Source organism: Rugosimonospora africana, assembly GCF_016862975.1.
In the GTDB taxonomy this organism is placed as follows: Bacteria; Actinomycetota; Actinomycetes; order Mycobacteriales; family Micromonosporaceae; genus Rugosimonospora; species Rugosimonospora africana.
In genome coordinates this window covers 120,387-144,516 of the sequence record NZ_BONZ01000009.1, presented here as the reverse complement: position 1 = coordinate 144,516, position 24,130 = coordinate 120,387, and the positions used below count along the sequence as shown (strand labels likewise).

The window sequence follows — 24,130 nt, the reverse complement described above, 5'->3', positions numbered from 1 at the left end:
CGACACCTTCCGTGGCCGGACCGAGACCAGCGGCGACGGCCTGCGAGAAGCGGTCAACTCCCGCCGCATCCGGTCGGGGTCTGGTGGTCGCGCAGCTTCCCCAGGGCCGTCAGGGCGTCACTGAGCGTCGATACCTTGACCAGTTCCAGGCCCGGCACCGCATTCGCCGCCGCCTCCGGGCAGTTGTCCGCCGGCGACAGGAAGACGGTCGCGCCGTCGCGCTTCGCCCCCCGCATCTTCTGCGCGATGCCGCCGATCGGGCCCACGTTGCCCTCGTCGTCGATCGTGCCGGTGCCCGCGATGGTCATTCCGCCGGTCAGGTCGGTCGGCGTGAGCTTGTCGACGATGCCGAGAGAGAACATGAGGCCGGCACTCGGACCGCCCACGTCGTCCAGGCTGAACTTGATCGTGAAGGGGCTGGGCTGCTTCTGCGAGACGTGGATCCCGATCTGCGGCGTGTCATCGCTCGCCTTGTCGGAGGTGATCGTCGTGGTGGCCGCGGCACCGTCCCGCGTGTACCCGATATTCAGCGCGGTCCCCACCGGCTTGGCCTTGATCAACGAGGTCAGCTTCTCCACGGACGTGACCTGCTGCCCGTTGACCGAGGTGATCAGATCACCGGCCCGCAGGTGCCCATCGGCGGGCTCGCCACCGACCACGGACTGCACCCCGACCTGGACCGGGAAGCCCAGCTTGCGCAGCGCCGCCGTGACGGCCGAATTCTGCGAATCCGTGAACTCCTGCTGGTTTTCCTGGTCGACCTGCTGCGTGGTCTGGTCGGGCGGGTAGATCACCTCGCGCGGCACCACCGCGTCGGAAGGATCGAGCCAGCCCCGGATCGCCTGCCACAGGCTGATCTGGTCCTCCACGCCCACGGTGACCATCCGCAGCTGACCCGTGGAGTTGGACGTGGCGCCGCCGGAGATCGAGATCAACTGCTTGCCGCTGGCCGAGCCCAGAGTGTTCCAGGTCGGGCCGGGCCCCTCTTCCACATAGGGCACAGAGATCCCGACAAAGGACCCCAACACCAGGGCAACAAGCACGACCACGCCCACGAGAAGGGTGGCGCCACGGCGTCTCATGCGGCGAAGCCTACTGTCTCGGACTGACATTCCCTGACTTGCCTACTGTCCGGGGCTGATATTCCCTGACTTCCCCCGTAGGCGAACGCCCGGCACGGGACTCTATCGCCCGCGACGCGTACGGTTGAATCGTGCCTGACACGCCCTTCGGCTTCGGACTTCCCGGCGGCGCCGCGCCGGACCCTAACGACCCGGCCCAGATGCAGCAGTTTCTCGGGCAGTTGCAGCAGCTGTTCTCCAGCTCTGGCGGCGGGCCGGTCAACTGGGATCTGGCTCGTCAGGTGGCGCAGGCGACGCTGACCGGTGGTGGCCCGATCGCGAGCGGGCTCGGCTTGAGCCCGGCGGTCGAGGCGGAGGCCGCGGAGCCTCCACCCGGCGACCCGCGGGTCACCGAGGCCGAATACCAGGCGGTCACCGACGCGCTGCGGCTGGCCGACCTGTGGCTGGAACCGGCGTCGGCGCTGCCGTCCGGCATCCAGAACGTCCAGGCATGGTCGCGCGGCGAGTGGATCACCCGGACCTTGCCGGTGTGGCGCAAGCTGTGCGACCCGGTCGCCGGCCGGATGGTCGGCGCCATGGGCGACCTGGTTCCGGAGGAGATGCGCGGCCAGCTCGGCCCGATGCAGTCGATGGTCGCCACGCTCGGCGGCGCGCTGTTCGGCGGCCAGCTGGGCCAGGCGCTGGGGTCACTCGCGGCCGAGGTGCTCTCCGCCGGCGACATCGGCCTGCCGCTGGGACCGGCGGGCACGGCCGCACTCATGCCGGCGAACATCAGCGCGTACGGCGAGGGCTTGGAACTCGACGCCGACGAGGTACGGCTGTATGTCGCCCTGCGCGAAGCCGCCCACCAGCGACTGTTCGGACACGTTCCGTGGCTGCGCGGCCACGTTCTGACCGCGGTCGAGACATACGCTGCCGGCATCCGAGTCAACCGGGAGGCCATCGAGGAAGCGATGGGCCGGCTCGATCCGGGCAACCCGGAGTCCATGCAGGAGCTGTCCGTCGAGGGCATCTTCACGCCGGACGACACCCCGCAGCAGAAGGCCGCGCTGGCCCGCCTGGAGACCGCGCTGGCCCTGGTCGAGGGCTGGGTCTGCCACGTGGTGGACAGCGCCGCCGGTGACCGGCTGCCGGATGTGGTACGGCTGGCGGAGGCGTTCCGCCGCCGGCGGGCGGCGGGCGGTCCGGCCGAGCAGACCTTCGCCGCGCTGGTCGGGCTGGAGCTGCGGCCGCGCCGGCTGCGCGAGGCCGCCGCGTTGTGGTCGGCGCTGACCGAACACCGCGGCATCGCCGGGCGCGACGCCCTGTGGGGCCACCCCGACCTGCTGCCCAGCGAAGAGGACTTCGCGAACCCGGAGGGGTTTGCCCGGTCCCAACTCGACCTCGGCGACATCGACTCGTTCGACTTCGGTTCGCTGGAGTCCGGCGAAGGCGGGGGCGAGCCCGGGACCGGCGGGCCGGGGAGCGAAGAGGACAAGGGTGGCGAGGCCGGGTCCGGCCCCCAGCTGCAGTCCTGACACCCGCACGACCAGGCCCGGAGGACGCGACGGACGTCGCGACCGGGCCGCGGGCCGGCGCGCCCGGCCGTTGATCAGCGTGCCCAGCCGTTGATCGGGGTGCCCGGCCGTTGATCGGGGTGCCCAGCCTGAGACCCGGCCCATCCGGCCCGACCGGGACGTCACGCTCAGCCTGAGGCCCGGCCCAGCTCAAGCCGACCGAGATGTCACGCCTGACCTGAGACCCGCCCGACCGCCTGACCCCCGAGGTCCGCCGGCCCGGCGGCTCGACCGCGACGGCCTGACGGCCTGCCCGGCCCGACCACCCGAAACCGGCCGGACCGCCTGAAACCGGTCCGACCGGGCCTATCCGGCGGGACCGAGGCGGCACACCGGCGCGCGGGCGGGTCGGGACCTCCGCTCAACCCGGCCGTTGACCGGTCTAGGCGGGGCTGAGCAGGGCGCGAGTGGCCTCCCAGCCCTCCAGTTCAGGGTCCAGCCTGGCCAGCCCGTCCGGGCCGCTCAGCCGGTGCCAGCCCGGCACGATCGAGACGTCCCCCGGGCCGGGGGCCGCCGCCCGTACCGCGGCCGCCTCGCCCGCCAGGTCGATCTCCGGCAGCCAGCCGGGCACCGGCAGCCGGGCGGCCAGGCCGAGCAGCCCACCCGTGGCGCCGGGCGCTACCGCCAGCGGCCGGCTCGACAGCGGCCGGAGCAGCTTGCCGATCAGCATCGCGGGCAGGTCCGGGGCGTCCGGCGCGACAACGGCCGCCTGCTCGTACCCGTCCGCCCCGGCAGCCTTGAAGATCGCATTTGCGGTGAGTACCGGCAATTCGTACACCCGCATGGTTGGCCAGACCACTGAGTCCGCCAGCCCCCGGTCCTCCGCCGTGACGGCGACCGCGGGCTCCACCTCGGCCAGCGTCGCCAGCAGGTCCACCACGTCCTCGGCGAGCGCGCGGCGCCAGTTCGCCGGGTCGACTCCGGGCGGCGTCCAAGACGGCGGGGACAGCGGGACGACGACGGTGCGCCGGGACGGCGAGGGGCTGGTCACCCGTCAATCCTCATGGATGGGCTCCCCGGAGGCCGCACAGACCCCCTCCAGGTAGCCGCGCGCCCGCTCGGCCTTCGGGTAACGGGCCACCAAGGTCCAGAAAGCCGAGCTGTGGCTCGGCACGACCAGGTGGGCCAGCTCATGCAAGATCACGTAGTCGATCACCCAGTCGGGCATGTCGATGATCCGATCCGAGATCCGGATCGACCGGTCGGCCGGGGTGCACGAGCCCCAGCGACCGTTCTGGTTGCCCACCCAGCGGACGCTGGCCGGCCGGGCGGCCGCCGGGTAGCCGGCCAGGTACCGGTGGGCCAGGCGGGCCGCTCGGGCGGCCAACTCCTCGTCGGAGCGGTGGCCCCGCTGGTCACGCGCCGCCAGCCGTTCCAGCATCCGGTCGACCCACTCCCGCTCCTCGGCACGGGAGAACTGGTCCGGGATCAGCACGACCACTCGCTCGCCGTCCCGGTATGCGGACACCGTGCGGCGGCGGCGCTCGCTGCGTCGCACCTCGACAACCGGCTTCCGGATGCTGGCCATGACCGGCCTAGATCACCAAAGCACCAACGAATCGGGTCACGTGGGCACGCTAACGGGCGGACGCCTACCCTAGGCAAGCCTCAACTTGATGACCGCCGCCGATAAGGTCCAAGTTATCGCTGATCGCCCGAAAAATTCCTTCGGTCGCTTGCCAGCAACACGCCATTAGTGCGAAAAGCCTGGCGTGTCCTGGCGGAACGCACCTTGTCCAGGCCGCGCCCGAGGCAGACTTCACCAGGTCGACTTCCACTCCCGACTGGGTACAGGACGGGAAATGGAAAGAGAGCAGAGGAGGGCACCGTGGCCGAGACGGCCGAGAAATACAACGGTTACTGCGTGAAATGCAAGGAGAAGCGCGATTTTCAGGGCAACGTAGAGATCTCTAAGACCGGAATGCGAATGGCTAAGGGGCCTTGTCCGGTCTGCGGCACCACGGTCAACCGCATCCTCGGCAAAGCCTGATACCGGGACGGATACGGCGCGGCCCTCCGCCGCGCCGTATCCGGTTCGCCGCCGGCCTCGTTGGATCGGACGGTGCCGTGTGACGAGAGTCGCGCGCCCGACACATTGCGTCATGTCGACCTGGCGACAACTTCCCCCGTCGCCTGTGGATAACTCGGCGTGTCGCTGTGGACGAGGCAGCGGATGTCCTATTTCGCTGTGGACAACCCGGAGCGTCATGGTCGCTCATGGTGACACCGTGGCCGGCTATGAGCCGACTCACTCTGCTGCCCGGCCTGCGCCGGCTGTGGCGCGACAGACACAGTCTCCAACTCGGCGTCGACCCGCGACGCGCGGTGGTGCTCGACTTCGTGGACCCCGCCACGGCCCGGGTCCTCGACCTGCTTGACGGCACCCGTACCGAACGGGCGATCATTCGCGACGCGGCCGGCCTGGGCGTCCCGGCGGAGGCCGCCGAGGCGCTGCTGGCCGTGTTGACCGGCGCCGGCCTGGTGGTCGGGGTTCACACGCTGCTGCCAGACGGTCTTGCCGAACCGCTGCGTCGGCGGCTGGAGACCGAGGTCGCCGCGCTGGCTCTGAGGGGTTCGGGCGGCCGTACCCCGGCCGAGACGCTGCGCCGCCGGGCAGGCGCGCACGTGCTGGTCAGCGGGTACGGCAGGCTCGCCGCACCGATCGCCGCCGCGCTGGCCGAGGCCGGCGTGGGGCACGTGGACCCGGCGCTGTCCGGCCGGGTGCTGCCGGCCGACACCGGACTGGGCGGAATCCTGCCCTCCGACGCCGGCCGCTGGCGCTCGTCCGCGGCGGGAGACGCGGTGGTACGGATCGCCCCGGCGACCGACCTGGGGCCGCTGCGGGAGAGCACAGCGACATTTGTGGTACACGCCGGGACACAGCGGCCGGCGGAGCTGACCGCGCTCGCGCACGCCCGCCGCCGGGTACCTCATCTGACCCTCGACCTGCGCGATGGCCTGGCGGTGGTCGGCCCCCTCGTCCCACCGGCCGGATCTCCCTGCCTCAACTGCGTCGACCTGCACCGGCGGGACCGGGACCCGGTCTGGCCCGGGTTGGCCGCCCAGCTGTCGACCGGCGGCGAACCCGCCCAGCCCTGTGCGGTGACCACTGCCCTGATCGCCGTCGGATGGGCCACAGATGAGGTTTTGACGTTTTTGGACGGCGGCGTCCCGCAGACCATCGGCGCCACGATCGAGATCGCCGGCCCGGGTCGGGAGCGGCGGCGGACCTGGCCCGCGCACCCGAGGTGCGGGTGCGCTCGGCGCCCCGGACAGCCGGTGAATCCGCGGCGCCGCCGGTTTCCCTCGCCATGAGGGACAATGATCGGGTGAGCGACATCCCTCGACGGGCTGTGACCCGTACCGCAAAGCTCGCGTCGCTTCCGCTGGGCTTCGCAGGTCGGGCCGCCCTCGGCCTCGGCAAGCGGGTCACCGGAATGGCCTCGGAGGTCGTCTCCGCCGAGCTTCAGCAACGCACCGCCGAGCAGCTGTTCAGCGTGTTGGGCCAGCTCAAGGGCGGGGCCATGAAGTTCGGCCAGGCCCTGTCGATCTTCGAGGCGGCACTGCCCGAGGAGCTGGCCGGCCCGTACCGGCAGGCGCTGACCAAGCTCCAGGAGTCGGCCCCACCGCTACCCGCGGCGAGCGTGCACCGGGTTCTGGCGCAGCAGCTGGGCCCGGACTGGCGGGCCAAGTTCCGCGAGTTCGACGACTCCCCCGCGGCCGCGGCCAGCATCGGACAGGTCCACCGGGCGGTGTGGAAGAAGGGCCGCGGCGGCATCCCGGTCGCGGTCAAGGTCCAATATCCGGGCGCCGGAGACGCGCTGCTCTCCGACCTGACCCAGTTGTCCCGGCTCGCCGGGCTGTTCCGGGTGCTCCAGCCGGGGCTGGACATCAAGCCGCTGTTGGCCGAGCTGCGCGCCCGGATAACCGAGGAACTGGACTACGAACTGGAGGCGACCTCCCAGCGCGCGTTCGCCGACGCGTACCGGGGGGACGACCAGATCCACGTACCGGAGGTGGTGGCGGCCGCTCCGCGCGTGCTCATCACGGAGTGGATCGAGGGCAGGCCGCTGGCGAAAGTGATCTCCGAAGGCACCACCGAGGAGCGCGACCACGCCGGCCTGCTGCTGTCCGTGCTGCACTTCTCGGCGCCGACCCGTGCCGGCCTGCTGCACGCCGACCCGCACCCGGGCAACTTCCGGATCCTGCCGGACGGCCGGCTCGGCGTGATCGATTTCGGCGCGGTGGCCCGGATGCCCGGCGGCCACCCAGAGCCGATCGGCCGGCTGACCAGGCTGGCGCTGGAGGGTGACGCCGAAGCCGTTCTGGAGGGTCTGCGCGAAGAAGGGTTCGTCAAGCCCGACGTCGAGGTCGACGCGCCGGCGATCCTCGGATACCTGCGGCCGATCCTGGAACCCATCGCGGTACCCGAGTTCCACTTCACCCGTGCCTGGCTGCGCGGCGAGGCGGCTCGGCTGGGCAACCCGCGGGGCCCGGCGTACCAGCTCGGCAAGAACCTCAACCTGCCGCCGGCGTACCTGCTCATCCACCGGGTGACTCTGGGCTCGATCGGTGTGCTGTGCCAGTTGGAGGCGACCGCACCGTACCGGGCGGTGGTGCAGCGCTGGCTGCCCGGCTTCGCCGGGCCGGAGGCGATCGAGGCGCCAGCCGCCTGAGCGCAGCCGGAGCCGACCTGTGGCGGAGGCGAGCACAGGCCACGCGGGCAACGCCTGAGCGCAGCCGGAGCCGACCTGTGGCGGAGGCGAGCACAGGCCACGCGAGCAACGCCTGAGCCCAGCACCATCAGCCGCGGCGCCATCGACCGCGGCGATTGCCTGAGTCCGGCACCCGTTTGACGCGTTGCGAGCGCCCGCCCCGGGGAGGGGGCGGGCGCTCGCGTGAGTGAAGTGTTTCTATTCCGAAGACCGGATCAGTGCTGGTGCCCCATGAGCCTGGTCTGCTCGCGGCGGGCGTTCAACGTGATCTGGCGGGCGGAGCGGTAAGCCTCAGACGTGTGGTCCTGAGGCCGGCGCATTCGCGCGCGACTCAGTGCTTCGTGCATGAGATGTAACGTCGCGATCATTGTGTCGGTGCTCCTCGGTCGGTCCGTACCGGTCGGTGTAACTGTTGGCCGGGTCGGCTGCGCGGTGCGCTGCCGTCGGCTGGCGCTTGTGCGGATCTGGTGCCTGCGGTTGCCGCCCATGTCAGGCCGCCACCCGGATGTCGGCCGCGACGCGAGTCGCCACCTCGGCCCGAAGGGCCTCGTCCCGAGCCACGTCCTCCTTGCGAGGACGACCCCGCGGCCGCTTGCGCGGAATCGCGGCGCCACGCTCGAAGATCTCTCCACCCCAGACGCCCCAGGGCTCGGCCCGCTCGACCGCACCGGCCAAGCACTCCACCCGAACCGGGCAGTCGCCACACAGCGACTTCGCCAGTTCAAGCTCTGCCGGCGCGTCGGAGAACCAGAGATCAGGGTCGAACCTTCGGCACGGTAGATCCACACCCACCTCGACATCGATCGTGTCGAGTGGTGCCAACGCCAGACTCATCTCCCGGTCACCTCTCTTTCTGTCGTGTTTCCGCACTTCATGGGCTGGAAATAACTGAGGCCGCGGATCCCGGTTTACGGGTTCCGCGGCCTCGAGGTGAGCCGGCTCGGTCTGTTAGACCGGTCTCCCTCGAGGTGGAACACCGCTGGCGTTGGCGCCGGCCGAAGCCGGCGACTTGGCCATTCCGGTGGCCTTGGCCGTGGACCCATTGGTCCCCAGAGCCTGGGGCAGGGTCCCCTGTAGCTGGACGGACTTCCGCTGGGACAGCTGATCCTGGAATTTCGCCAGTCGTGGCCTCTTCACCGCGTCCTGGACACCCAGGCGGCCCACGAGCCACTCGTGGGCCGGAGCGCACGCGACGGTGGACACCGACGGTCGCTCATAACGGTTTTCGAGGATCTTCACGGTCTCCACCTCCCTCCTGCGCTCCACTCCGACACTTTCGCGGGCAGCCGAACTACCGCCGCTCGTGTGGTGTGCTTGCAGGCTATTCCCAGGCCCGCAAGCGAGGCAAACGATTTTACGGACCCGTTGTGGGATTTTTTTCGAGCGGCTCGGACGCCACAAGATCGTCGACCGCGACGCCGTTGACCAGGGCGAGGACGGCGTCGCCGTACAGACCGACCTTGCGCGGGCCGATCCCAGCGATGCTGATCAATTCTTCGGTACGGTCGGGCCGGCGCTCTGCGAGTGCGGTCAGCGTCGCGTCGGTGAAAACCACGTACGCCGGTACCTTCTGGGCGGCCGCGACCCGGGCGCGCCACTCCTGCAACCGCTCGAGCAGCTCCTCGTCGATGTCGGACGGGCAGGTCGCGCACCGGCCCAGCTTGCGATCCGGACCGGACAGCAACGCCGCGCCGCACACCCGGCAGGAGACGTTCACCACCCGGCGGCGTACCGGCTGGCCGGCCGAACCGATGCGACGCCCGACCGGTTCGGAACGCTGGCCCGCGGGCAGGAACCGGCTGGGCCTGCGCTGCCGCCCGCCCGGCGACCGGGCGCTGGCATAGGACAGCCACAGCCATTGCCGGGCCCGGGTGATGCCGACATAGAGCAGCCGCCGCTCCTCCTCCAGCGCCTCCGGCGTCTTCGCGTAAGTGGTCGGAAGGGTGCCCTCGGCCAACCCGACCAGGAACACCGCGTCCCACTCCAGCCCCTTGGCGGAATGCAGCGAGGCGAGCGTGACGCCTTCCACGGTCGGCGCGTGCTGTACGGCGGCCCGCCGGGTCAACTCCGCGCAGAACTCCTCCAGGGTGCCGCCGATCTCGTCGGCGAGACCGGCCAGCGCGGCCAGCGCCTCCCACCGTTCCCGGGCGGCACCGCCGGGCGGTGGTTCATTCGGCCGCCACCCCACCGCCTCCAGCGCCATCGTCACCGCGTCGGGCAGCGTGGTCTCCGGTGGCGTGGACCGGACGGCACCCCGCAGCGCCACCATCGCCTGGCGTACCTCGGCACGCTCGAAGAACCGTTCCGCGCCCTGCACCACGTAGGGCACACCGGCCTCGGCCAGGGCACCCTCGTATACCTCGGACTGGGCGTTGGTCCGGAACAGTACGGCGATCTCCCGGGCCGGGATGCCGGCACCGATCAGTTCGGCGCACCGCCTGGCGACCGCGGTCGCCTCGGCCGGTTCGTCCGGCAGCGCGTTGACATCCGGCTCGGGGCCCGACGGCCGTTGCCCCACCAGTTCCAGGCGCAGCCGCGCCTCAGCGCCGCGGGCCTGCCGGATGATCGCGTTGGCCAGACCCACCACTTGAGGAGTCGACCGGTAGTCACGGACCAGCCGGACCACGGTCGCGCCCGGGTGTCGGCGCGGGAAGTCGATGAGGTGGGTCGAAGACGCACCGGTGAACGAATAGATCGTCTGGCTGGCGTCGCCGACCACGGTCAGGTCGCCCCGGCCACCCAGCCACGCATCCAGCAACCGCTGCTGCAACGGGTTGACGTCCTGGTATTCGTCGACGACAAAGTGCCTGTACTGCGCGTGCACCTGCTCGGCGACGTCCGGGTGGTCCTCCACCGCCCACACCGCGGCACGCAGCAGGTCTTCGAAGTCGATCACGCCGTTGGCCCGCTTGATTTCTTCGTAGGCGGCGTATACCTGGCCGATCCGGGCCGCGTCGAACGGCACCTCCCGGGCACCTTTCGCCGCGGCTACCTCGTATTCACCCGGCTCGACGAGCGACGACTTCGCCCACTCGATCTCGCTGGAGAGGTCTCGGGCGACGGTCCGGTCGGCCCGCAGGCCGCTGCGGGCGGCGGCCAGGGTGACCAGCCGGGCCTTGCTCTCCACCAGTTCCGGCATGGATTTGCCGCTGAGCAACCGGGGCGCGAAGTAGCGCACCTGGCGTAGCGCCGCGGCGTGGAACGTCCGCGCCTGCACTCCGTCGACGCCGAGCGTCACCAGCCGGGCGCGCATCTCGGCGGCGGCGCGAGCGGTGAACGTGACCGCCAGCACATGCCGGGCCGCGATCTCGCCGGTCAGTGCCCGGTAAGCGATGCGATGAGTGATGGCGCGAGTCTTCCCGGTGCCGGCCCCGGCCAGGATGCACACCGGGCCGGCCGGGGCGGTGACCGCCGCCCGCTGCTCGTCGTCGAGGCCGGCCAGCACCCGAGCCGCCGGCCTGTCGCCCGCTCGTGCCCCCTCGGTTGAGTTCCCCGCCACAGAACGGCATCATGTCAGCCCGGTCGGACGTTCTTGTCCTTGCCTAGGCCAATCATGAGGAGGACCGCCGTGTTGACCATGTATTCGACCACCTGGTGCGGGTACTGCCGCCGGCTCAAGAGCCAGATGGACCGCGAGGGCATCGAGTATTCGGTCGTCGACATCGAACAGGAGCCGGCCGCCGCGGAGTTCGTGATGAGCGTCAACGGTGGTAACCAGACCGTGCCGACGCTGCGGTTCGATGACGGTTCGGCGCTGACCAACCCGACGATCGTGCAGGTCAAGCAGCGGTTGGCGGCTCAGGTCTGATCGCCCCCCGGAGTGGCCCGGGCCGGAGCACGGGGCTCCGCCCGGGCCCCGGGGTACCGCGATCGTCTCCGGGGCCGCGACCGCCGGCCCCGCCTCAGCCTCGTCGCCGGTATGCCCGAAACGGACCTTTCACAAGAAATAAAGAACGATTTCGTCGTGAAGGGTTGCACGGAGACGAGTTGCGTATAACCATGGCAGCTGGCATCTGCATGTTGCAAAACGGCGGCATCCCGGAGTCAGCTATGCAGTTCTTGATCGTGCGAACCGACATCCGTCCCAGTGAGCCTGACGACCTTCTCGCTGCCGTCAGTGCCGGAAGCCGGCTGCGCGACGAGAGCGTGAGCCCGGAGACCCGGCGGCAGACCATGACCGCGGACAATCGCGATGCGGCGTTGCACCTGGCCCGGGCGCTGTCCACCTGCGGCTCGGTGCGCAACGGCCGTCAGCGGGTCAAGGTCATCCGGCTCAGCCTGTAGAAGGGCCGACGTTCGACCGCGAGCAGGTCAGGCGTTTGCCGTCTCGGCCTGTGCTCGCCTCCGCCACGGATCGGCTCCGGCTGTGCTCAGGCGTTGCCAGCCAGCCACTCGTTCAGCAGAAAGTACGCGATCGACGAGGCCATGGGCAGGCCGAAGTCGCTGCGCTCCCCGTTCAGTACCCCGCGCACCTCGGCCCTGGTGAACCAACGGGCCGACGCGATCTCGTCCTCGTCCACCCGTACCGGCTCCTCCGGATCCGCCTGCGCGGTGAAGCCCAGCATCAGCGAGCCCGGGTACGGCCAGGACTGGCTGCCCACGTACCGCAGCCGGGTGACCCGTACCCCGACCTCCTCGCCGACCTCGCGCACCACCGCCGCCTCGGCCGACTCGCCGGCCTCCACGAAACCGGCCAGGCAGGAGTAGCGACGGACCCACCCGGGGCTGGTCCAGGCCGCGTTGTGCCCGAGCAGGCAGCGGCCCTCCTCGCCGGGCGTACCGTCGTGGACCAGCATGATGACGGCCGGATCGGTACGCGGCCAGTGCATGTCGCCGCCCTTGCCGACCCTCGCCCAACCGGCCTCGGTCGGGATCGTCGGCTCCCCGTCGCGCGGCGAGAACTGGTGCCTCCCGTGCCAGTTGGCCAGCGCGATGGCGGTGATCAGCAGGCCGCCCTCGAGGGCGTCCAACTCGTGCCCGATCTCGCGGATGGTGGCCGGCCGCGCGCCCTCCACGTCGGCCAGTGGCGCGAGGACGGCGAAGTATGCCGCGCCGTCCTCGTCCTCACCGAGGAAGATCCGGTCACCGTCCGGCGCGTCGGCGGAGTCCAGCAGCACCAGGCGCCCGCCCGCGAACAACGCGTTGACGCCGTCGACGACCAGTACCTTCGCTCGCTTCCAGGCTTCCGCGAGCCAGTCGGAGTCGGTGCGCCGGTGGGCCACCCGCTGAAGGGCCGTACGGGACAACGGCGGGACGTCCGCCTCCCGCGACGGTTCTTGGCTCAGCCCGGCCGTACGGTGGTTGCCGGCAGCGTCGGTCACCTGATGGTTGCCGTTCGCTCCGGTCACGCTCCTTCGGCCGATCCGCCGGCCGCCGGATCCGCGCCCGGCGCGACGCCGCCGCCGGCCGGAGCCTCCTCGGCCACCTCGTCCAGCCCGGTCGCCTGCCGCACGCCCTCGCGCTGTACCGGGGCCAGTACGCCCAGAACGCTCTCGACCTTGTCGGCGTCGCCGAGGACCACGGTGACCCCGCCCGACGGCGCCAGGTATTTCGCCGCCGCGGCCGCCACGTCGTCGAGGGTGGCCGCGCCGAGCCTCGCGGCGTGTTCCGCGAGGTAGTCCAGGCGCAGGCCGTAGCCGGCGTACGTGCTGGCCAGTCCAGCCAGTCCGGATTGGGTGGACATGCCGAGTTGCAGAGTGCCCAGGGCGTACTGGCGGGCCTGCTCCAGCTCGGCGTCCTTCGGCGGCAGGCTGGCCAGCCGGCCCAGTTCGTACCAGGTCTCCAGTAGCGCCGGCCCGGTCACCTCGGTGGCCACCTCGGCGGAGACGCTCAGCATGGTACCGGCGATGGAGTGCTCGACCACCGAGTGCGGACCGTACGTGTAACCCTTGTCCTCGCGGATGTTCTCCACCCACCGGGAGGAGAAGTATCCGCCGAAGATGAGGTTCGCCAACTGAAGCGCGGCGTGGTCCGGATGGGTGCGGGGCACGCCGGGCAGCGCCATGCGCAGCGACGACTGCACCGAGCCGGGCCGGTCGACCAGCGTCAGCGCCCCGGGGACCAGCGCGGGAGCGGGCGGCAGCTCGACGGAGCGACCACCACCGTCCCACGTGGACAGTGCCCGCTCGGCTTCCTCCAGCATCTTGTCCGGCGCCACGTCGCCGACCAGCACCAGGATGGCGCCGTTGGCACGGAGGCGATCGGCGTGCAGGCTCCGCAGTTGCTCGGGCGAGATCTCCTTGACGTCCGCGGCTTCCGGCGTCTGGGTCGCGTAGGGGTGACTGCCGTACACGCGCTTGAGCAGCGCCACCCGTGCCAGGTGCGCGGGCTGGCTCTGGGCCACCTGGATCCGGTCGACCAGCCGGTCCCGTTCGGTGCCTACCTCGTCGGCCGGGTAGGTGGCCCGCTGCAGGACGTCGGCGAGGATGTCCAGCAGCCGGGGCAGCCCGGCCGCCAGGGAGTTGCCGGAGACGAGCAGCCGGTCGGGGTCGGCCCCGGCACCCAGCGCGCCGCCGACCGACTGGAGCTCGGCCGCGATGTCCACGGTGGACATGTCGGCGGTACCGGAGAACAGGGTCTGCGTCAGCAGTGACGTCCCGGCCAGGTCGGCCTCGGCGAACGGGACGCGCAGCCGCAGCTCGACGAGCGGCACCGAAGCCCGCTGGATGGCCAGTACGGTCAGCCCGTTGGCCAACGTGCGCTCGGCGGTCTCCGGAACGCTCAGCTCGTGGGTCGGCTCAAGCGGCGGAACTGGCCTGGTCACTGGGCACCTCCGGGGTTGCCGACCTGAACCTCGACGGTGGCCCGCCGTTGCGGGCGCAACTGGCCGGCGGCGGCGACGATCTGCTCCTCGGTCACCTGACTGAGTAACCGGGGTAGCTCGTTTATCAGCCGGGGATCGGAGCGTTGCTGCTCCAGTACGGCCATCCGCAGCGCCCGCCCGAGTACCGCGTCGGTGTCCCGCAGCAGGTGCGTGCCCATCCGCGCCACGGTGCGCGCCAGCTCGCCGTCGGCCAGTCCGTCGGTCGCGATGCGCTCGGTCTCCTCGTCGATCGTGCGCAGCACCTTGTCGACGTCGCCGCCCGGAGGCAGGTGGGCCTGGAGCAGCAGGGCGGTCGGATCCCGGGTCTCGAACGGCTCGCCCATGAAGCCGAGGTAGCCGCCGATGCTGGTGGCCGTACGGTCCCGCATCACCAGGCGCTGGACCAGCCGGGACGCGTCGCCGTCGGTGAGCACCTCGGCCAGCACGACGTACGGCAGGTAGGCGGAGAACTGCTCGATCGGGTTCGGTACCCGCCAGGCGCTGGCCACCGCCGGCAGCGGCGCCAGCCGGTCCACGTACGCCGAACGGCGCTCCTCGGTCAGGTCGGGCTCGTCGAAGTCGGGCCGCTGCGGCGCGGCACCGGCCGGCACGTCGCCGAAATGCTGCTCGATGAGCCGGGCCGCCCGTGCCGTGTCGATGTCTCCGCTGACCGTGAGCACCGCGTTGCCGGCGGCGTAGTAGCGCTCGAAGAAGCTCTGCGCGTCGGCGACCGTGGCCGACTCCAGGTCGACGAACGACCCGTACCCGTCGTGCGCGTTGGGGAACGTGTCGAACATGACCGGCGGCAGCTTCAGCCAGGGGAAGCCGCCGTACGGCCGGTTGAGCACGTTGACCCGGATCTCCTCTTTGACCACGTCGACCTGGTTGCGCAGGTTTTCCTCGGTCAGCCGCGGCCCACGCATCCGGTCCGCCTCCAGGAACAGCGTGCGCTCCAGGGCGTTGGCCGGCAGGGTCTCGAAGTAGTCGGTGTAGTCCAGGTGCGTGGAACCGTTGAAGGTGCCCCCGGCGCCCTGGACGTAGCGGAAGTGGGCCAGCTTCTCCAGGTTCCGCGAACCCTGGAACATCAGATGCTCGAACAGGTGGGCGAAGCCGGTGCGGCCCTCCGGTTCGGAGCGGATGCCGACGTCGTACACCACGGCTACCCCGATGACCGGGGCGGACCGATCGGGGGCTAGCACCACCCGGAGCCCATTGGGCAGGGTGAACCGCTCGATCGGGTAGTTGGTGGCCGGGATGTCGACTGCGGCGCTACGAGAAGACACGAGAGCGACCTTAACGCGTTCCCGCGCAGCCGTGGACTGGCGGACCGCCTCCGGCTGCACCGCATGCCCGTTCATCACAGTTTCAGGGTCGCGTCGCGGGTCCGGCGGCGCCCGGGGTGGGGTCGGGATCGGGTCGACCGGACTGCGACCGGACCCGGCCTACGAGTAGACCGGCCTACGCGTCGGTCGGTCTACGTGTTCGGTCGGCTTCAGTGTCGGTCGGCCTCAGGTCGGTCGGACCGACTCGAGGATCTGATCGACCACCGGGTCGAACTGGCTGACCGTGTTCGGGATCGAGATGTAGAGCACCGCCGCGTTGGGCCGCCCGACGTCGATCAGGGCCAGGCCGACCAGCTCACTGCTGGCCTTGAGCCCGTCGGCGTGGAAGTGGAGGCGGAATTCGCTGACCCAGGCCGGCCTGCCGCCGAGCGTGGTCACCTCGTCGCGGGTGGTGTCCATCGTGGTCGGCTGCGGATAGTAGGACGACCGGACGTCGGCCAGCACCTGATGGCCCGTGCACTTCAGGTCGAGGGTCAGGGCGTCATTCTCGGTCGCCGGCACGGACCCGGACAGGATCGAGGCATGGTAGCTGCCGCCCGGGTAGGTCTCGGTGATGAAGTGCTGGCCCACGCCGTATTTCACGTGCAGGTCGCCGGCCGTCCACACCTCGGTCCACGGCTGCCAGGGGCTGCCCTGGGCGGCGTACGAGATGCCGGACTGGGTGTCGACCGTACGCGGGCCGGGCGGCGGGGGCGGGGCCGGCGGCAGGTTCTGCGCGTCTCCGGAAGGCGGCGGGCACGCCTTGGCCAGCGGCGGCAGGTAGTCCGAGGGACCGCTGGCGCGATGCTGGATCGGGCTGTTGCCGGTCATGGTGAGCGCGACCAGCAGCACCAGGCCCACCGCCACGATGACCCCGGCGGCGCCGCCGAACCAGAGCAGCGTCCGCCGCTGGCGGGCAGCCGGGTCACGCGGCTTGCCGAACTGGATCACATCCGGTTCGGGTGGTGGCGCGTTGTGCAACTGGGTGACGGTGCCGGAGCGGGACCACTCGGTCTTTCCGCCGCGTTCGTGGTGGCCGGCCACCGGCGATGACGCCGGAGGTGGGTACACCACGACTACCGGCGACGATGACTCTTCCGACTCCGGCTTGGCCCAGGGTGACTGCTGATCGGACATCCCACAGTCAGTGTCGCGCACTCAGCGACCGTCTGCGACACCACCCGGGTCAATCACGGTCACGATCGGGGTACGAGTGGCCGGCGGCGCCGAGTACCAGGGCGACAGCGCGGCGACCGCGGCGAGGATCAGACCGGCCGTGGCCAGCCCCGCCACCACCAGCAACTCCCGAACTCCGACTCCCGATCCCACGGCCCCGCTCCTTCCCCCGGGGACAGAATCGTGGACACGGGACGCGAAGTAACAGCGAGTTGTCGGAATCATGTCTCCGGATCGCCGACCGGTAGTGCCGTGAGCAGGGCGTTTAAGCCTTCCAGGTCGAGAAGATCGGCCGGACGTACCGTTATCCCCTCCGCCACATAGTGGAAGGCGGCCCGGACCCGGTCGACCGGTACCCCGGCCAGCTCGGCCCACGCGATCCGGTACGCGGCCAGCTGCACCGCCGCCGCGGCAGCATCCCGGCCAGCCGACGGGCGGCGTCCGGTCTTCCAGTCGACGACGTCGTAGCGCCCGTCGGGCTCCTGGAAGACCGCGTCCATCCGGCCCCGGATGATCACACCGGCCACGGTGACCGAGAACGGCACCTCGACCCGGAGCGGCTGCCGGTCGGCCCACTCGCTCTCCTCGAACCGCTTGCGGAGGTCGAGCATGACGTCGTCCGGGGCGGCGCCCTCGTCGGCGGCCCCCGGCAGCTCATCGAGGTCGAGCAGCTCGTCGGCGCCGAAGCGCTGCTCCATCCAGGCGTGGAACGCGGTGCCCCGCCGCGCGTACGGGTCGGGTCTGGCGGGCAGCGGCCGGCGAAGCGTACGGGCGAGCGACTCGGGACTGCGGCGCAGCGCGACGAGCTGCGACACCGTCAGGTGACCGGCCAGGGTGACGTCGACCGGCGCGTTCGGGTCGCGGGTCAGCCGGGCCCGCTCGGCGAGCAGGAGATCCACCTCGTGCGCCCAGCCGCCGCCCGCGGCGTTCGGCGTGTCGCCGGTTTCGGGCGGGGCGGACGCCTCCGGACCGGACTGGGTCTCCGCGGCCGCTTGACCGGCCGGTCCGGAAACCGGGCCCGCCTGGCGGGCCGATCCACTCTCCTCGGCCGCTTGACCGGCCGACCCAGAAATCGGGCCGGCCTGGCGGGCCGACCCACTCTCCCCGGCCGCTTGACCGGCCGACCCACAAACCGGGCCGGCCTGGCGGCCCAAGGCGGCGCGGACCAGCTCGGCGGCGTGCTCCAGAGCCGGCCGGCGGGCTCCCAGCGGATCGGCCGGCCAGCTGGCACTGACCGCCTCGACCGCGGTCGGGTTCGTCTCGTCCGGCTCGGGTGGGGCGGTCCACAGGTCGACGACCCCGGCGCCGTCCAGGCACACGGCGCGGATCTCCTCGAGGAACGGCGACGGGCCGCGTGGCCGCTTCGTACCCTCGCTCCACCAGTACCCGGAACAGAGCAGCAGCCGGCGCGGCCGGGTGACCGCGACGTACGCCAGCCGCCGTTCCTCCCGTTCGTCGTGCGCCCGCCAGTCGGTACCGAACTCGGTCAGCGCACCGGCCACCGCCTTCTGGTTCGCGGCCTCGGACAGCCGCAGCTCCGGCAGCCCGCTGCGGTCGCCGCGCAGCGGAAACGGCAGCACCCCGAGGCCCCCGAGGTAGTGGTCGCTGGACTTGACGCCGCCCGGGAAGATCCCGGCGGACATCCCGGCCACCGCGACCACGTCCCACTCCAGCCCCTTGGCGGCGTGGCCGGTCAGGATCTGTACCGCGCCCTCGACCACCTCCACCTCGCCGGAGGGCAGGCCGCGCTCCTCGGACTCGGCCGCCTCCAGGTAGGCCAGGAACCCGGTGAGCGTCGCGGCGTCGGCCTCGCTGGCGAACCGCGCCGCGACCTCACCGAACGCGTCCAGGTGCGCCCGCGCCAGCCCGGCGTCGCCCGGCCGGGTGGCCACCTCGACGTCCAGCCCGATGGTCCGCTCGATGTCCGCGATCAGGTCCGGAAGCGGCTGGTCCAGCCGGCGGCGCAGCGCCCGCAGCTCGGCGGCCAGGGCGGCGAACCGGCGGTGCCCCTCCGCCGAGTACCGGGCCGGGTCGCCGAGGTCGTCCAGCGCCTCGGCCAGGGTCGCCTCGTCGAGCCGGTCGGTGACCAGCTCCTCGGCGTCCCGTCCGGGCCGGCGATCCAGGCCGGCGGCCTGGATCCTGGCCCGCTGGTACAGCCCGACCAGGTCGCGGGCGCCGATCCGCCACCGGGGCCCGGTGAGCAGCCGCAGCAGGGCGGCGCCCTCCGCCGGATCGGCGAGTATCCGCAGCGTGCTCACCACGTCGCGGACCTCGGGCGTGTCGAGCAGGCCGCCGAGCCCCACCACGTCCACCGGCAGCCCGCGGGCGCGCAGCGCGGCCTCGATCGCCGGGATCTGCGCCCGGACCCGGATCAGTACCGCCGACGTCGGCCTGCGCTCGACCGGAATCTCGGCCGGGTCGGCCGCCGAACCGGCGGCGTGATGCCACGCGGCGACGATGCGATCGGCGATCCACTCCGCTTCGTCCGCGTACGTGGGCAGCAGGGCGCAGCGTACGGTCGCCACGCCGGCGCTGCTCGCCACCGACGGTGCGGCGGACAGCCGGGCCACCTGGTGCCCGAACGCCCGCAGCGGCTCGGACAGGGCGTTGGCCACCCGGAGGATCTCCGGACGGTTGCGCCAGCTGGTGGACAGCTGCAACCGGGCCGCCGGTTCGCCGCTGACGTGCGGAAACTCGCTCCGGAAACGGTCGAGCGTGCCGGCGCTGGCGCCGCGCCAGCCGTAGATGGACTGGCAAGGGTCGCCGACCGCGGTCACCGGGTGGCCGTCGCCGTACAGCGCGCGGAGCAGCACGACCTGGGCGTGGCTGGTGTCCTGGTACTCGTCGAGCAGCACCACCCGGTACCGGTCGCGCTCGATCGCGCCGACCTCCGGGTGGTCCCTCGCGACCAGGGCGGCGCGGGCCAGCTGGTCGCCGAAGTCCATCGCCTCCAGCGCGCGCTTGCGTTCGGTGTACGCCCGGACCAAGGGCAGCAGTTGCAGCCGGGCGCGCTGGCGCTTGAGCGCCTCGCTGACGTCCCGGTACACCCGGCCGGGCGCGGCATTGACCTCGGCGTGAAACCGGCCGGTCCAGCCGGCCAGCTGATCCGGGCGCACCAGGTGCTCGGCGAGATCCCCGGCGAGGTGCAGGACGGCGTCGGTGACCGTACTGGGTGCGGCGGCCACCTCGGACATGTCGCCGTCGTACGCGCGCACCACGGCGTCGGCGAGCTGCCAGCAACTGGCCTCGGTGAGCAGCCGGTTGGTGGGTTCGAAGCCGGCCCGCAGCCCGTGCTCGGTGACGATCCGGGCGGCGTACGAGTGGTACGTGGCGACCGCCGGCTCGCCGGTGATCAGGTCGTCCCGGCCCAGCCGCCGGACGAGTTGGGACAGCCGGGCCCGTACCCGGTGGGCCAGCTCCCCGGCCGCCTTCCGGGTGAAGGTGAGCCCGAGGATCTGCTCCGGCCGCACGTACCCGTTGGCGACCAACCACACCACGCGGGCCGCCATGGTCTCGGTCTTGCCCGATCCGGCACCGGCCACCACGAGCAGCGGGGTGAGCGGCGCCGAGATGATCGCCACCTGCTCCGGAGTGGGCGGGTGGCGCAGGCCGAGCAGCCGGGACAGCTCGACCGGGGTGTACCTCGGCCCGGCCGACGCGCTGACCGCCCGGCCGGCCAGCCGCCGGTACCCGCCGGTGTCCGCGCCCGGCCGCCCGCCGGCCATCACGGCTCGTCCCCGGTCACCTGCCGGCCCTTGCCGGACACCGGGCAGGACGTGCGCACCGGGCAGCTACGGCACTTCGAATTGACCACCGCCTGGAACGTCGACGCCGCCATGGTGGCCGCGGTCCGCCGGACCATGCTGGCCGCCCAGGCCGGCTCCGGCGACTCGGCCAACGGCGGCTGGTCCTGCTCCTTGACGCCGGCGTGGCTGCCGAGTTGGACCAGCGCCGCTCCACCCGACTCGTCCCCCGCGTCGGAGAACGCGCCCGCCTCCACCGCCGCCTGGTAGGCGCCCAGCTGGGGCTGCGTGGGCAGGTCCGCCTCGGTCACCGAGGTGCTCTTGCCGGTCTTGAGGTCGATCACCACCAGGCGCCCCTGGTCGTCGACCTCCAGCCGGTCGACCCGCCCCTTGATCCGTACCACGTCGTCGAGCTGGACCAGGAAGTCCTGCTCGATGGCGACCAGCCGGCGCGGGTTGGCGACCAGCCAGCCGATCAGCTTGTCGATCATCTGCTCGGCGCGTTCCCGCTCGCGCCCGGCCAGCCAGCGCGCCGACAGTTCGATCTCATCGAACCTGCCGGCGACGTAGTCGATCAGGGTGGCCCGGTCGACGCTGGCGTCGGAGGCCAGCATGGCGGCGGCGTGCACCAGATTGCCCACGCCCTGCTCGGGGCTCGGCCGGCTGGAGCCGCCGTGCCGCTCCAGCAGCCAGCGCAGGCTGCACCGCTGCACGCTCTCCACGGTGGACGGAGTCACCGTGACGGGCTCATCGGGGCCGGTCACCGGCCTGTCGTCGGACAGCGGGGGCAGTCCCCACCAGTCGGAGGGATCCGCGCCGGGAACGCCCGCTGCCGCGAGCCGGGCCAGCGCGGTCGCCGCGGCGTCGCGACGGCCGGCCGCCGTGGCCGGGTCGATCAGCGCCGAGCGCAGTTCGGCGACGAGCGCGGGAAGGGTCAGCGCCCGGGGCAGCCGGGTCGCGGCGGGCGTGTCGGCGTCGTCGTCGGAGTCCGCCCCGCCGGACTGCGGCCCGGTCTCGGGTCCGCCGGACTCCGGCCCGGTCTCGGACCCCGATTCCGACGCATCGGATATGTCGACGAGTTCCAGCGGCCGAGGCCCCTCCGGGTCCTCGTGCCCGCCGCCATCCGGATCGCCGCCATCCGGATCGCCGCCATCCGGATCGCCGCCATCCGGATCGCCGCCGTCTCGATCGCCGCCATCCGGACCACCGCCAGCTGGACCGCCGCTATCGGGACCACCGCCAGCTGGACCGCCGCTATCGGGACCGCCGCTGTCCGGACCACCGCCATTCCGGCCCGCCGGGCCAGACGCCGCGCGGCCCAGCTCCGCCAGGAATCGGGACGGTTGCTCCTCTCCGTCGCCGGAGGCCACGGCGCTGACCACCAGGCGGCGCCGGGCCCTGGTGGCGGCCACATAGAACAGCCGCCGCTCCTCGTCCAGCAGGGCCGACGTGCGACCGACCGCGGTCAGCTCCCGCCCGGCCAGCGCGTCGACCAGCTGCTCCGAGCCCAGGACGCTGCCGCGCAGCCTGAGGTCCGGCCAGATGCCCTCCTGGACGCCCGGCACGATCACCACGTCCCACTCCAGCCCCTTGGCGGCGTGGGCGGTCAGTACGCGTACCGCGGCGCCACGGTCGGCGGTGCGGGCGATGGTGTCGGCCGGCAGCTCCTGACCGAGTACGTGGTCGAGGAACACCTCGATGCGCGCACCGGGCAACCGGTCGGCGAAGCGCGCCACCGCGTCGAAGAGCACCATGATCGAGTCAAGGTCGCGGTCTGCCGCCTCGCCCCGGTGCCCGCCTCGCATGCTGGCCATCGCCCACCGCTCGGCGAGGCCGCTGCCCTGCCACAGGGCCCAGAGCACGTCCTCCGCGCTGGTCCCGGGCCGGGCTGCGGCCTCCCGCACCGTCGCCAGCAGCCGGGCCACCGCGCGGGCCGGGGCGGCCCACCGCCGCTCGACGGCGGCCAGCTCAGCCGGATCGCGCAGCGCCTCCACCAGCAGGACGCCGGACGGCCGCACGTCGCCCGCCGCCATGGCCAGCGCCCGCAAGCCCTGCCGGAGCCGTCGCTCGGCGAGCGGATCGGCTCCACCCAGCGGCGAGTGCAGCAGAGCGACCGCGGTCTCCTCGTCCAGGTGCTCCGGCTCCACCGCGCAGCGCAGCGCCAGCAGCAACGGGGCGAGCGCCGGCTGGAAACGCAGCGGCAGGTCTTCGGCGTGCGTGGTGACCGGCACGCCGGCCTGCTGGAGGGCGCGTTGCAGGGTGGGCAGCGCGAGCGTGGTCGAGCGGACCACTACGGCCATCCGGTCCCACGGGATGCCATCGAGCAGGTGGGCCTCGCGCAGCCGGTGCGCGACGTAGGCCGCCTCGCTGGCCGCGGACCGGAACGTGTGCACCTCGGCTCCGGCCCGGAACTCCCCCCGGCCGCCGCCCGATACACGGCCGCCGCCCGATACAAGGCCGCCGCCCGATACAAGGCCGCCGCCCGATACAAGGGCGCTGCCCGATTCAGAGCCACCGCCCGATTCAAGACTCGCGCCCGACTCAGAGCCGGCCCGGTCGGCGGCCGTCATCAGGCGGTGCCGGGCCGGGCCGCGCAGCCGGGTGGCGATGCGGACGCCGACCGCCAGCACCTCCGGGGCCGCCCGGTACGAACGGGACAGCAGCAGGCTCGCCGCGCCGAACCGCTCCGGGAAGTCGCGGACGCCGCCGGGGTCGGCGCCTCGGAATGCGTACGTCGAGGAATCCGGGTCGGCGAACGCCACCAGGTGCGCACCCTCCCCGGCGACCAGCCTCAGCAGGTCGAGCTGCGCCGGGTCGGTGTCGGCCAGCTCGTCGACGTACACGAAGGACAGCCGGCGGCGCTCCGCCTCCAGCAGGTCGGGGTCCTGCTCCAGCAGCGCGGCGGCGGCCCGCACCAGCTCCGCGTTGTCGTACGCCACGCCGGCCCGGCCGGTCGCGTCGCGCAGCGCCAGGACCTGCTCATATTCCCGCAGGAACGCGGCCGCGGACACCCAGTCGGGACGATGGTGCCGCGTGCCGAGAGCGGCCAGCTCCACCGGGCCGATGCCCCGCTCCGCGCTGCGCAGCAGCAGGTCGCGCAGTTGCGCGGCGAAGGCCCGGGTGCGCAGCGCGGGGCGCAGCTCGGCCGGCCAGCCGTCGGAGCGGCCGGCCAGCATCTCCCGGATGATCAGATCCTGCTCGGGGCCGGTGAGCAGCCGGGGCGCCGGTTCACCCCGATCGGCGGCGGCCGCTCGCAGCAACCCGAACGCGTACGCGTGGAACGTGCGCACCAGCGGCTCGGCGGTGGCCCGCCCGACCACGCCGACCCGCGCCTCGATCCGCTCCCGCAACCGGGCCGCCGAACGACGACCGAACGTCAGCACCAGGATGTGATCCGGCGGTACGCCCTCGGCAACCCGTGCCGCGACCGCCTCGACCAGGGTCGTCGTCTTGCCGGTGCCCGGGCCCCCGACCACCAGCAACGCACCGGCCCGGTGCTCGACCACCTGCCGTTGCCGCTGGTCGAGCGCAACCCCGTCGCGGGTCACACGCGCCGGACGCAACAGCCGGTAACTCACGCCGACATCGAAACACGCAGGGCCGACATCCTCCGGTACGGCGTGTCCGCGGCGTGGCGTCTCCGTAATGCCCGGTGCCGACCGTTATGCCCGACGACTGGTCCGGGTCGCCGCGCGGCAGGAGACGCGACGAGCCGGACCGGTCGCAAACAGTTG

At 72.1% G+C, this 24,130-nt stretch carries 17 protein-coding genes and 1 pseudogene; 6 read left to right on the top strand and 12 right to left on the bottom strand.

Going from position 1 to position 24,130, the window contains the following annotated elements; genetic code table 11:
- Positions 1-53 precede the first annotated feature (53 nt).
- Positions 54-1,082, bottom strand: coding sequence for a YlbL family protein (locus Raf01_RS04550; protein ID WP_203916433.1), 1,029 nt, complete (start codon positions 1,080-1,082; stop codon positions 54-56).
- Positions 1,083-1,282: 200 nt separating this feature from the next.
- Between Raf01_RS04550 and Raf01_RS04545 the strand changes: the two genes are divergently transcribed.
- Positions 1,283-2,599 carry a zinc-dependent metalloprotease gene (locus tag Raf01_RS04545; protein ID WP_505973661.1) on the top strand — a complete coding sequence of 439 codons (1,317 nt, stop codon included), beginning with the start codon at positions 1,283-1,285 and terminating at the stop codon, positions 2,597-2,599.
- A 421-nt stretch (positions 2,600-3,020) separates the two neighbouring features.
- Here the strand turns inward: Raf01_RS04545 and Raf01_RS04540 are convergent, their stop codons facing one another.
- The gene (locus tag Raf01_RS04540) at positions 3,021-3,629 is read right to left on the bottom strand and encodes a hypothetical protein (protein WP_203916431.1); all 609 of its coding nucleotides are present in this window, start codon (positions 3,627-3,629) and stop codon (positions 3,021-3,023) included.
- Positions 3,630-3,632: 3 nt separating this feature from the next.
- The gene (locus Raf01_RS04535; protein ID WP_203916430.1) at positions 3,633-4,166 is read right to left on the bottom strand and encodes a M48 metallopeptidase family protein; all 534 of its coding nucleotides are present in this window, start codon (positions 4,164-4,166) and stop codon (positions 3,633-3,635) included.
- Positions 4,167-4,466: 300 nt separating this feature from the next.
- On the opposite strand from Raf01_RS04535, the gene Raf01_RS04530 reads away from it, so the two are divergent.
- The 3 genes from Raf01_RS04530 (at position 4,467) to Raf01_RS04520 (ending at position 7,314) form a co-directional block, all read left to right on the top strand.
- Positions 4,467-4,628, top strand: a complete 162-nt coding sequence (locus Raf01_RS04530) for a DUF5679 domain-containing protein (RefSeq protein WP_203916429.1) — start codon at positions 4,467-4,469, stop codon at positions 4,626-4,628.
- A gap of 248 nt (positions 4,629-4,876) precedes the next feature.
- Positions 4,877-5,953: a hypothetical protein gene (locus tag Raf01_RS04525; protein ID WP_239133368.1), complete on the top strand. Its 1,077-nt coding sequence runs from the start codon at positions 4,877-4,879 to the stop codon at positions 5,951-5,953.
- 14 nt (positions 5,954-5,967) lie between these two features.
- Positions 5,968-7,314 carry an ABC1 kinase family protein gene (locus Raf01_RS04520; RefSeq protein WP_203916427.1) on the top strand — a complete coding sequence of 449 codons (1,347 nt, stop codon included), beginning with the start codon at positions 5,968-5,970 and terminating at the stop codon, positions 7,312-7,314.
- Between the two features lie 528 nt (positions 7,315-7,842).
- Here the strand turns inward: Raf01_RS04520 and Raf01_RS04515 are convergent.
- Positions 7,843-8,187 (bottom strand): WhiB family transcriptional regulator, encoded by a 345-nt coding sequence (locus tag Raf01_RS04515; RefSeq protein ID WP_203916426.1) that lies wholly within the window; start codon positions 8,185-8,187, stop codon positions 7,843-7,845.
- A gap of 520 nt (positions 8,188-8,707) precedes the next feature.
- Entirely contained in the window at positions 8,708-10,852 is a 2,145-nt protein-coding gene (locus tag Raf01_RS04510) for an ATP-dependent DNA helicase UvrD2 (RefSeq protein WP_203916425.1), read from the bottom strand.
- Positions 10,853-10,921: 69 nt separating this feature from the next.
- Here Raf01_RS04510 and Raf01_RS04505 point away from each other — a divergent pair, with 69 nt between their 5' ends.
- Together Raf01_RS04505 and Raf01_RS04500 are read left to right on the top strand one after the other, a co-directional pair.
- A complete protein-coding gene (locus Raf01_RS04505) occupies positions 10,922-11,161 on the top strand; it encodes a mycoredoxin (RefSeq protein ID WP_203916424.1) in 240 nt (79 codons plus the stop codon).
- Between the two features lie 242 nt (positions 11,162-11,403).
- Positions 11,404-11,637: a hypothetical protein gene (locus Raf01_RS04500; protein WP_203916423.1), complete on the top strand. Its 234-nt coding sequence runs from the start codon at positions 11,404-11,406 to the stop codon at positions 11,635-11,637.
- An 86-nt stretch (positions 11,638-11,723) separates the two neighbouring features.
- Here the strand turns inward: Raf01_RS04500 and nudC are convergent, their stop codons facing one another.
- From nudC to Raf01_RS04465, 7 genes and pseudogenes are all read right to left on the bottom strand, one after another.
- Positions 11,724-12,638 carry an NAD(+) diphosphatase gene (gene nudC / locus Raf01_RS04495; protein WP_203916483.1) on the bottom strand — a complete coding sequence of 305 codons (915 nt, stop codon included), beginning with the start codon at positions 12,636-12,638 and terminating at the stop codon, positions 11,724-11,726.
- Positions 12,639-12,808: 170 nt separating this feature from the next.
- A pseudogene (locus Raf01_RS04490) lies at positions 12,809-14,116 on the bottom strand (M16 family metallopeptidase); the annotation flags it as partial.
- Complete coding sequence (locus Raf01_RS04485; RefSeq protein WP_203916482.1) at positions 14,113-15,513, bottom strand: M16 family metallopeptidase; 1,401 nt, start codon at positions 15,511-15,513, stop codon at positions 14,113-14,115. The pseudogene Raf01_RS04490 and the gene Raf01_RS04485, both read right to left, overlap by 4 nt.
- Positions 15,514-15,663: 150 nt before the next feature.
- Positions 15,664-16,635: a hypothetical protein gene (locus tag Raf01_RS04480; RefSeq protein WP_239133367.1), complete on the bottom strand. Its 972-nt coding sequence runs from the start codon at positions 16,633-16,635 to the stop codon at positions 15,664-15,666.
- Positions 16,636-16,806, bottom strand: coding sequence for a hypothetical protein (locus Raf01_RS04475; RefSeq protein ID WP_203916421.1), 171 nt, complete (start codon positions 16,804-16,806; stop codon positions 16,636-16,638).
- 68 nt (positions 16,807-16,874) lie between these two features.
- Positions 16,875-20,378, bottom strand: a complete 3,504-nt coding sequence (locus Raf01_RS04470) for an ATP-dependent helicase (protein WP_203916420.1) — start codon at positions 20,376-20,378, stop codon at positions 16,875-16,877.
- Positions 20,378-23,974, bottom strand: a complete 3,597-nt coding sequence (locus Raf01_RS04465; protein WP_203916419.1) for an ATP-dependent helicase — start codon at positions 23,972-23,974, stop codon at positions 20,378-20,380. Before Raf01_RS04465 ends, Raf01_RS04470 begins: the two co-directional genes overlap by 1 nt.
- Positions 23,975-24,130: the final 156 nt, after the last annotated feature.